Origin of the sequence: Microbacterium sp. 13-71-7, from assembly GCF_002257455.1 — a bacterium.
Taxonomy (GTDB): Bacteria; Actinomycetota; Actinomycetes; order Actinomycetales; family Microbacteriaceae; genus Microbacterium.
Map to the genome: position 1 here is coordinate 1 of NZ_NCKN01000262.1, position 5,113 is coordinate 5,113.

A 5,113-nucleotide genomic window follows, 5' to 3' on the forward strand; every position below is an offset into this window, starting at 1 on the left:
CCCACGAGCATCTCGATGCCGTGGCGCGCCATCTCCTCGTAGGGCAGACGGGCGGTCGTGAGCCCCGGGCGCTGGAAGCCGGCCAGCTCCTCGTCGTCGAAGGAGATCACCGACACGTCGCGTCCCACCTGGAGGCCGCGCTCGGCCATGGCCTGGTAGACGCCGAAGGCGACGTTGTCGTTGCCGGCGATGATCGCGGTGCGGTCGGGGTGCGCGTCGAGCAGGCGGTGCAGGTGCACGTAGCCGACGTCGGGGGTCCAGGCCTCGACCTGTTCGCGGACGACGTCCGCGCCCGCGCGCGCGAGCGCGTCCTCGATGCCGGCGAAGCGCTCCGCGATCGTGGCGGAGCGGCGCAGGTCGCCCGCGACGTGCGGGATCGTGCCGATGATGCCGATGCGGTGGTGCCCGCGGGCGACGAGATGCTCGGCGACGGCGGCGCCCGCGGCCTGCTCGTCGGGGAGGACGCTCGGATGCCCCGCGGCGGAGCGGCCGTTCACGAGCACGACCGGGATGTCGTTGCGGATCTTCGGGACGTCGATCACCCGGGCCGCCATGAGGCCGATGATCAGCCCGTCGACCCGGCGGTCGGTCATCTCCTGGAGCGCGTCCCCGAGGTCCTCGCTGCCGCCGGTCTCGGTCATCAGGATCGTGCGGCCCCGCGACCGGGCGGCATCGAGCACGCCGCGGATCATGCCCGACGCGTACCGGGTGATCGTGACCTGGTCGGAGATGAAGCCGATCGTTCCCGTCTTGCCGAGACGCAGGCTCTGCGCCGCGGGATTGGGGCGGTAGCCGAGCTCCGCGGCCGCCGCGCGCACGCGCTCGGCGGCCTCCGCCGACAGCCGGGATCCGGGCCGGTCGTTCAGGATCATGCTGACGGCGGACTTGGACATCCCCGAGCGCGCGGCGACATCCGACAGCGTGGGCCGTCGCCCGGCGCGTGTCTCCGGCATCGTGCCTCCCGTTCTGTCGCCGCGGAGCGCGGCCCGACTCGTGCCTCCACGATAGCGACCGGCTCCCGTCTTCTGCGCCTCCCGTGCTGAATTAATTCAGCAAAACCCTTGCACGCGAGGTTCGCGCGTTGTTAGCATGCCGTTGCTGAATCAATTCAGCAACGGATCAATTCAGCAACGAAGCAGAGGAGCAACGACGTGGTTGACATCTCACGACGGGCAATGCTCGGAGCGCTCGGGCTGGGCATCGTCGGCACGGCGATCTCCTGGCCCCGGCTCACCGGTGCGGACATCCCGGGACGGGGCAGCGACGCCCTGACGGTGGCGCTGCTCGGAACGGCGCAGGACGCGGCCGCCAGACAGGGCCTGGTCGACGGCTTCCAACGCCTGCATCCGGACATCCCCGTGCGGATCGTCGCCATCCAGGGCACGGACTGGGGCGACTACTTCGCGAAGATCCTGACCATGGTCGCGGCCGGGACCTCGCCGGATGTCGTCACGGTCGCGACCGAGGGCGCGCAGCTGTTCGCCTCGCGCATGGCGCACCCCCTCGACTCCTACGTCCGCCGCGACGCGGCGGAGATGAAGGGCTACTTCGACGACGTCCATCCGTCGCTCGTCGAGTCGTTCCTGTACCAGGGGAGCCTGTTCCAGCTGCCGGACAACTTCAACGCGGCGAACGTCTACTACAGCACCAAGGCGCTCGAGCGCGCGGGCCTGGATCGTCCGGCGGACGACTGGAGCGTGGACGACTTCTTCCGCGTGGCGCAGGCGATGAAGAAGTCGGGCCAGCCGCCCTTCCTGCCCTACTTCTGGAACAACCGCCTCTGGGGCGGTGTCGTCCCCTGGCTGTACATCAACGACGCCAGCATCCTCACGGAGGAGAAGGCCACGGGCGGCGACTGGTTCTGGAAGCAGTTCTACCCGGACGAGAAGCCGCGCGGCGGCGGATTCCTGTGGCAGAACGCTGACGCCCTCAACGACCGTACGATCGAGAGCTTCGAAGTGCTGCAGCGGATGGTCTCCGAAGGACTCGCCGCGAACCCGGCGCAGGGCGGCGGCAACGAACTCGTCGCGCTGTTCTCCCGCGGATCCGTCGGCATGACGCCGGCGGGCGGCTTCTGGGTGAAGGGCCTCAAGGAAGCCGGCTTCGCGAACGACGACTACGACGTCTCGTTCTTCCCGAGGATGCGCAGTCAGCGTCATCAGTTCGGGGCCGCCGGCTACGCCATCATGGAGACCTCGCGGCGCAAGGACGAGGCGTGGGAGTGGCTCAAGTACTGCGTGTCGGTCGAGGGGATGCGCATCGCGCACCCGCAGCCTGATTCCTCCCTCACCCGTCGTTCGCTCAACGACGAGCTCTACGGCGCGGGCGTCGGCCCCGCGCACTGGAAGGTCTTCTACGACACGCTCGACCGGTTCCCGACCACCGGCCCGATCCCCGCCCCACCCCAGCAGGCCGCGGTCGAGCAGGCCCTCATCAAGAACGTCGTCGGCACCATCACCAACGGCCGCAGCGGAGTCCGGGCGGGCCTGGAGACGATGCAGCGCGACCTCGAACTCGCTCTGAAGGGACGCTGATGTCCACGACCTCCCCCACGACCGCCCCCACCACGTCCGCGATCACGGCACCGGGAGCCGTACGCCCCGGAGCCCCCAAACGCGGGGGAGGACGCGCCCTCATCGCGGTGTTCCTCGCCCCCACGGTCATCGGCCTCGGGCTCTTCAGCTTCCTGCCGATCATCGCCTCCGTGGTCCTGGCCTTCTTCCGCTGGGACATCATCACCGCGCCCGAGTTCGTCGGCGTCGACAACTTCGTGCGGGCCGCCACCAACCCGACGATCCGCGTGTCGTTCCTCAACACGATCGGCTTCGTGATCGTCGCGGTGGCGCTCCAGCTCGCGGTCGCACTGCTGCTCGCGGTCCTCGTGCAATCGAAGATGCCCCGCTGGCTGCGCGGGTTCTTCCGCTCAACGCTGTTCTTCCCGCTGATCCTCTCGGCGGCCTCGGTCTCGCTCGTCATGGCCTACCTGTTCAACCAGGAGTTCGGTCTGGTGAACCAGTTCCTCGGGCTCCTCGGCATCGGCAAAGTCGGCTGGCTCACGACGGGGCTCGGCGCGAAGGTCGTGGTCCTGCTGGTCTACGTGTGGCAGAACTTCGGCTTCACCTTCCTGCTCTTCCTCGGCGGCCTCGCCGCGGTGCCGCAGGAGGTCTACGAGGCTTCCTCGATCGACGGCGCCACCGGATGGGCGCAGTTCCGGCAGATCACGCTGCCGCTGATCAGCCCCACGATGCTGGTGGCGACGGTCATGGCGATCATCAACGCCCTGCAGATCTTCGACCAGCCGTACGTCCTCACCCGCGGCGGGCCGGGGGACGACACGCGCACCGCGGTCATGGTCATCTACGAGTCGGCCTTCCGCCAGCTCGACTTCGGCGGCGCGTCCGCGATCGGCATCGTCCTGACGCTGCTGATCATGCTCGTCACCGGGATCCAGTTCCAGCTCAGCAAGCGTTTCGTCTTCTACGGGTGAGGTCAGACATGTCGACTCAAGCAGTTCTCCCCCGCGGACGCGGGTTCGCCCTCGGCCGCCTCGGCACCTTCGTGATCCTGGTCGTCGCCGCGGCGCTGACCCTCGGTCCTGTGATCTGGACCGTGATCACGGCGCTCACGCCCACCGATGCGGTCACCCACACGACCTCGTTCGGCCTCTCCGCATTCACCGACGTGTTCGCGAAGATCCCCGTCTGGCTCTACATCTGGAACAGCGTGCTCGTGACGCTCCTCATCGCGGCAGGGCAGATGCTCAGCGCGGCGATGGCCGGGTACGTGTTCGCGCGCTACGAGTTCCGCGCCAAGAAGTTCCTCTTCGGGATGATCCTGGCCACCATGATGGTGCCGCTGCAGGTGATCATCGTGCCCGTGTTCATGCTCGTGCGCGGCATGGGTCTCGCGGACACGCTCCTGGCGCTCATCATCCCGGCACTGCCGACCGCGTTCGGCACGTTCCTGATGCGGCAGTACTTCATGGGCCTGCCCGCGGAGCTCGGCGAGGCGGCCCAGCTCGACGGCGCGGGGCCATGGCGGACGTTCTTCCGCGTCTATCTGCCCTTGGCGACGCCCGGTCTCGCGATCGTGGGGATCCTCGCGTTCAACTATCACTGGAACGAGTTCTTCCGCCCGCTCATCCTGACCATCAGCGAACAGAACTTCACATTGCCGCTCGGACTCGTCACGCTGCAGGGCAACCTCGGCACCGGAAGCGTGTCCACCGTCCTCGCCGGCGTCGTGATCTCGATGATCCCTGCGCTGATCGTGTTCATCTTCGGGCAGAAGCCGCTGCGCGAGGGGCTGACCGCCGGATCCGGGAAATGAGATCGATGCACTTCCGTCCCGCGCAGAACTGGATGAACGACCCGAACGGGCTCGTGTTCCACGACGGCCGATACCACCTGTACTTCCAGTACAACCCCGAGGGGGCGACCCACGGGTTCATGAGCTGGGGCCATGCGTCCAGCACGGATCTGGTGCGATGGGAGGAGCACCCGGTCGCGATCCGATACACCGACGCCCACGAGATCTTCTCCGGCTCGGTCGTGGTCGACGAGCACGACACCAGCGGCCTCGGCGCGGCGGGGGAGCCGCCGCTGATCGCGGTGTTCACGCTCGCCGACCAGCCGGGGCGCCACCAGGCCCAGGGCATCGCCTCGAGCCTGGACGGCGGCCTGACCTGGCGGCTGTACGACGGGAACCCGGTGCTCGATCGGGGCTCGGCCGACTTCCGCGACCCGAAGGTGTTCCGCTACGCGGGCCCTGCGGGCGAGTACTGGGTGATGGTCGCAGTCGAGGCGGAGGAACGCCGTGTCGTGCTGTACCGCTCCGCCGACCTGAAGGCGTGGACGTACCTGTCGGACTACGGGCCCCGTGGGGCGACCGGCGGTGTGTGGGAGTGCCCCGACCTGTTCCCGCTCTCCGTCGACGGTGATCCGTCCGAGGTGCGCTGGGTACTGCTGATCAGCCTCAACCCCGGTGGGATCGCCGGCGGATCCGGGACGCAGTACGTGATCGGCTCGTTCGACGGCGTGCGCTTCCTCCCCGACGAGCCGATGCCCCCGGCGGCACGGGGCGCGGGGTGGGAGAACAGCCGTGCGCAGCTCGA

Annotated in this window: 5 protein-coding genes; 4 read left to right on the forward strand and 1 reads right to left on the reverse strand. The window is 68.5% G+C overall.

Annotated features, from left to right (window positions below; all coding sequences use genetic code 11):
* Positions 1–953 (reverse strand): LacI family DNA-binding transcriptional regulator (locus B7X32_RS18245; protein WP_292722902.1); only part of this gene is annotated, 953 nt, incomplete at its 3' end.
* 198 nt (positions 954–1,151) lie between these two features.
* Between B7X32_RS18245 and B7X32_RS18250 the strand changes: the two genes are divergently transcribed.
* From B7X32_RS18250 to B7X32_RS18265, 4 genes are all read left to right on the forward strand, one after another.
* A complete protein-coding gene (locus tag B7X32_RS18250; RefSeq protein WP_292722905.1) occupies positions 1,152–2,534 on the forward strand; it encodes an extracellular solute-binding protein in 1,383 nt (460 codons plus the stop codon).
* On the forward strand, positions 2,534–3,487 hold the full coding sequence (locus tag B7X32_RS18255; protein WP_292722908.1) for a sugar ABC transporter permease: 954 nt from the start codon (positions 2,534–2,536) through the stop codon (positions 3,485–3,487). The genes B7X32_RS18250 and B7X32_RS18255 overlap by 1 nt, the downstream gene beginning before the upstream one ends.
* An 8-nt stretch (positions 3,488–3,495) precedes the next feature.
* Positions 3,496–4,329 (forward strand): carbohydrate ABC transporter permease, encoded by an 834-nt coding sequence (locus tag B7X32_RS18260; protein ID WP_292722912.1) that lies wholly within the window; start codon positions 3,496–3,498, stop codon positions 4,327–4,329.
* A 5-nt stretch (positions 4,330–4,334) separates the two neighbouring features.
* A partial coding sequence (locus tag B7X32_RS18265) for a glycoside hydrolase family 32 protein (RefSeq protein ID WP_366247009.1) occupies positions 4,335–5,113 on the forward strand: 779 nt, incomplete at its 3' end.

Bases quoted from the DNA above. Each gene is read 5' to 3' on its own strand.
- B7X32_RS18255 (WP_292722908.1), top strand. From the start codon at position 2,534: ATGTCCACGACCTCCCCCACGACCGCCCCCACCACGTCCGCGATCACG.
- B7X32_RS18260 (WP_292722912.1), top strand. From the start codon at position 3,496: ATGTCGACTCAAGCAGTTCTCCCCCGCGGACGCGGGTTCGCCCTCGGC.